The sequence below is a fragment of the Mycobacterium sp. genome (genome assembly GCF_050701675.1).
Lineage (GTDB): Bacteria > Actinomycetota > Actinomycetes > Mycobacteriales > Mycobacteriaceae > Mycobacterium.
The window spans coordinates 1-4,760 of the sequence record NZ_JBOGDD010000319.1; the positions used below are offsets into that span (position 1 = coordinate 1).

Consider the following 4,760-nt stretch of genomic DNA (forward strand, 5'->3'; position numbering starts at 1 on the left):
CCAGGGGCGTCGAGGGCCGCCGAGATAGGTAGCGAACTTCGGGGACGGGACACTAGCTAGGAGCGACGGAAGCGGCGGGCGACCAAAGCGAACACGGCGAGGGCGATCAGCGGCGTGACGTCACCGGCGCCGGCACCGCCGCCGACGTTGGCGCAGCCTTCGCCCATCACCTGGAAGCCGCCGAAGGTGGAGGTCACGGTGGCCTGGGCCGTGCCCGTCACCGTCGGAGTCCGCGTCGCCGTGGGCGTGAAGGTGGGGGTCTCGGTCGGGGTGGCGCTGGGCGTCTCGGTCGGCGTCGCCGTCGGCGTCACGGTCGGCGTCTGGGTGGTCGTACCCGTGGCGGTGCCCGTGGCGGTGAACGTCGCGGTCGGCGTCGGCGGCGGGTTGCCGCTCAGCAGGATGGTCAGCGAGCCGTCGGGCTGATTGGTGGTGATGACGTCGTCGAGGCCGTCGTCGTCGAGGTCGGCGAGCAGGACCGCGCTGGCCGCGCTGCGCGTGCCGTAGCTGATCGGGCTCGGCGCGAAGGTACCGTCGCCGGCGCCGAGGAAGAAGCGGATCAGGCGCGCGCCGGCATCGGCCACGACCACGTCGAGATCGCCGTTGCGGTCGAGGTCGCTGAGGCCGAGCGAGGACGGACTGTCGCCGGCGCCGATGCGTTCGGTCTCCGAGAAACTGATGCCTGCCTCGGTGCGCCGTCCGGCAAAGACGATGAGCGCACCCGGGTCGGTGGTGACAAAGGCCAGATCGGGAACCGCATCGCCGTCGACACCCAGCTCGCCGGCCAGCGGGTCCGGTTCCGTCACCTGCATGTCGGTCGGAAAGCCGCCGATGTTGAAGGTGTACGCTTCGGCGAACTTGCCGGGCAGGGCCTGCAGGAAGATCCGCACCTGCCCGAGGATGTCGACCGCGGCGATATCGCGCTGACCGTCGCCGTCGAAGTCGGCGATGCGAACGGCCAGGACGCGATCGCTCCCCAGCGGCAGCGTCTCGGAGATCGCATACATGCCCGTCGCCTGCCCGAGCAGCACCAGGACGCTGTTGCCGCCGCCGGTTCCGTTGCCGACGATCAGGTCGGGCAAGCCGTCCCTGGTCAGATTGTCGACCGTCACGGTCAGCGGGCCGGTCAGCAGGGGCGATGTCGGCCCGCCGGTGAACGAGCCGGTGCCGTCGCCCAGCAGCAGCAGCGCGAGGTTGATCGGCGCCGTGGTGATGGTGACCAGATCGCGCGTGTTGTCGTCGTCGAACAGCGTCGTGGCCACCGCGAGCGGGCGGCTGACGATGGCCAGGTCCTGCGGCAGGGCGGTGATCGCCTCCGGGCAGGACCCGCGCCTGAGCAACGCAGCGTCGGTCAGCTCGACGACGAGTCGGGTGGCGTCGACCAGCACCAGATCGGGCTGCCCGTCGCCATTGAGGTCGCCGGTCGCGCCGCCGATCAGGCCGCCTTCGCTGGTGGCCAGAACGCTGCGTTCGACGTCGCAGCGCACATAAGGCGGCAGTTGCGCCGCGGCGGGGCGGCCAGCGCAGAGCAGCAGCGCCAGGCCGGCGAGCCAGCGGGCGCGCGCACTGTGTGCAGTTCGCTTGCGGCCGCGCCACGCCAGCCCGGCGAGCGCCAGGCCGATCGCGATGCCCTGCCAGGGCGGACCCGCCGGGTCGTCGCCGATCGCGCAGCCGTTGCCGCTGAGCTGGAAGCCGCCGGCCCTGGTGTTGGTCGGCGTCGGCGAAAGGCCGGGCGTGACGGTCGTCGTGGCGCTGGGGGTGAACGTCGCGCTGGATTCGGGCGTCGGCGACGCCGTGGGCGTGTCGGTCGGCGTCTGGGTGACCGTGCCGGTGGGAGTGTTCGTCGGCGTCACCGTTGGCGTCAAGCTCGGCAGTGGCGTCGGCGTCGGCGGGGGCACGCTGCTGAGCAGCACCGAGACGGTCCCGTCACCGTTGGCGGTGAGCACATCCTGCATGCCGTCGGCGTCGAAGGTGGTCACCGCCAGCGCGACCGGCCCACCGCGGACGAAGAACGGCAGCAACACGCCCTGCGGAAAGGCGCCTTCGCCGTCGCCCAGGGCGAACGACAGGACGCTCTGCGACTGGCGGCTGGCGACGACGCCATCGACGCGATTGTCGGCCGAGTTGAACCAGCCGACCCCGGCCGCCGAGGGCCCGGCGCCCTGCAACCCGAAGAAGCCGCCGCGATTGAAGGTGGTCCCGCTGGCGAACAGGAACGCTTCCGCGCGCGGCGACGATCCAGCCCGGGTGACCAACAGGTCGGCCCGCTGGTCGCCGTTGAGGAAGGCGCTGTTCAGCGCCACGATCGTATCGCCGGTCCCGAAGGTGGTCGAGCTGAAGATGGGCTTCCCGTTGGTGTCGTTGGTCGCGGTTTGCAGCAGTAGCACCACCGCGGTCCCACGGCCGGCGGCCAGGTCGACACGGCCATCGCGGTCGAAATCGGCCGCCGTCAAAGTATCGGCTCGGCCGGGGATGTCGCGGTTGACGATGTCGAAACCGCCGCCCGGGCGGCCGTACAGGAAGGTCAGGAACGTGGAACCGGCATTGGCGACCACCAGGTCGGTGCGGTTGTCACCGTTCAGATCGAGCCCGGCTCGGCGGCGCGGGTCGGTCGCATCGATGGGATAGTCGGCGGCGATGGCGGCGGGGGCATCGCCGACGTCGACCGGCGCCTGGGCGGTGAACTGTCCCTCACCATCGTTGTCCAGGACCACCACGTTGCCGCCGCTGGCGACGACCAGGTCGACGTCGCCATCGCGGTCGACGTCCACCGCCGCGATCGCTCCGGGGTTGGCGACGTCGATCGAGCTGAACGGCACGACCAGCGGCTCGGTCGCCATCGCCATCGCGCAGGTGCGCAGCGCTTGCTGGAACTGCGCTGTGTTGGCGATGATGTGCACGCGGTTGTTCGCCGTGTCGGTCACGGCGATGTCCGGGCTGCCGTCGCCGTCGAGCAGGCCATTGGCGATGCCGGCCAGCGAGCCGGCGACGAGCAGGTCGCATTTGCCGTAATTGGCGGTCGGGATCGGGGTCGGGGTCGCCGTCACGGTTGGCGTGCTGGTCACCGTCGCCGTGCTGGTCGGCCTGGTCGGCGTGATCGTGGCGCTGGGCTGCGGCGTGCCCGTGATCGTGCGCGTCTCGGTCGCGGGCGTGCCCACCGTCGGCGTGTCGCGCGGCTCATTTGAGACGTTGATCGCGACGCGCATCTGCGCCCCGTCCTGCCCGAGCACGATCAGGTCGGGGAGCGCGTCGCCGCCAAGACTGCCGGACGCCATCGCCACCGGCGAGACCACCGAGCCGCCAGTGAGGGAGGGCGAGAAAGGGTCGGCGAACTCCCCCAGGTTGTTGCCGATGTTGAGACTCAGGCCCGCCCCCTCGAAGCCGTGCATGATATCGAGGTCGCCGCCCTCGGCATTGTCGAAGTCGGCCACCGTCAGCGAGAGCGCTTTGAAGCTGGCGACGAACCCGCCGGTCTGGTAGCTGCCGTTGGAGCGACCGCGCAGCGTGATACCGAGGTTCTCGCCGAACTCGCCGAAGTTGATGACGGCCAGATCGTCGGTGTTGTCGTCGTTGAAGCGGCCAACGGCAAAATCCGTCGATCGCTCGCCTTCGCCCCCGACCGGGGTGTCGCGGGGATCCTCGAAGGTGCCGTCGCCGTTGCCGAAGATCGTGCTGACGAAGCCGCTGTCCCCGTCGAGGGTCGCGACGTCGAGGTTCGCATCACCATCGAAGTCACCGGCCACGATATCGATCAGATCGGTTTTATCGATCTCGACCAGGTCGGTCCCGCACGGCTCGAGCGTGCCATCGGCGTTGCAGAGGAACTGCACACCCTCGTCCAGGTTGAGGACGGCCACATCGGTGCCGCCCTGCTCGTCAAAATTGCCCAGCGCGAAGCCACCGACGGTACCGAAGTCGAGATCGGCATCGTCGAAGTCCTGCTCAGCGGGGTCGAACTGTCCGTCGCCCTTGCCGAGCAGAATGACGAGCTCGCCCAGATCCCCGCCGACGAGGATGTCCGGCTTGCCGTCGGGGCGCCCCTCGTCGGCCGATCCAAAGGGCGAGGAGATATCGGCCACGGCGACCGCCACGGGCGTGAAGCCGCCGCCGTCGCCGGGCGGGTAGACCAACCCGACCGTCGCCACCAGATCGAAGCTGCCGGTGCTGCCACCGCGGCCGAGGCGGACGTTGATTCGATCCTCGTCCTGCTCGACCGTGATCAGGTCGAGCATGCGGTCACCGTTCACGTCGGCGAGCACGAAGGAGTGCAGCCCCGGGTCAGCCCCGACGTTGACGGCCATCGGCGCAGAAACGCGAAATGGAACGTCGGTGATCGGCGATTCGCCGCCGCGACTCAGCGTTGCCAACCCAGCGACCAGCGCCAGGGCAATGAGGCCAACGCCGACGAGGGCGTGCAGCTCGGAGCGCCCGGCGATGTCACCGTGGCGCGCAGGGACGGGAGATCGGCGATTGCTTGTATCAGGCATGGTTTGGGCGCTTATGAGCGTGGGTCGCGGCACGCACGGCTGAGGACGCCGCGCCGGCCGGAACTATTCATGCGTTGTGGCCGCGGTGCGCACTTGCGGCTGCCGGAGCAACCACCCGCGCCACCGGGACATCATTCGTCGACCGCCAGAGAGTTCACGCGAGTTGTTTCACTCTCCGTGCGCGCCTTTTGTTTGTCAAATGACCGCGCCCGGCGCGGGATATGGAGTGCGGCCGCTTGCTGCCGCTTTGCATCAACCACCGCACCCCACTGTCAC

The 4,760-nt window shown here is 69.7% G+C and carries 1 protein-coding gene; it reads right to left on the reverse strand.

The features are described 5' to 3' along the window. Positions 1-56: 56 nt before the first annotated feature. Complete coding sequence (locus tag ACRDUX_RS09525; RefSeq protein WP_526413258.1) at positions 57-4,484, reverse strand: FG-GAP-like repeat-containing protein; 4,428 nt, start codon at positions 4,482-4,484, stop codon at positions 57-59. Between the last annotated feature and the right edge of the window lie 276 nt (positions 4,485-4,760).

What these genes read in the sequence shown, in the direction of transcription:
- ACRDUX_RS09525 (WP_526413258.1), bottom strand. Translation starts at nt 4,484, where the DNA reads ATGCCTGATACAAGCAATCGCCGATCTCCCGTCCCTGCGCGCCACGGT.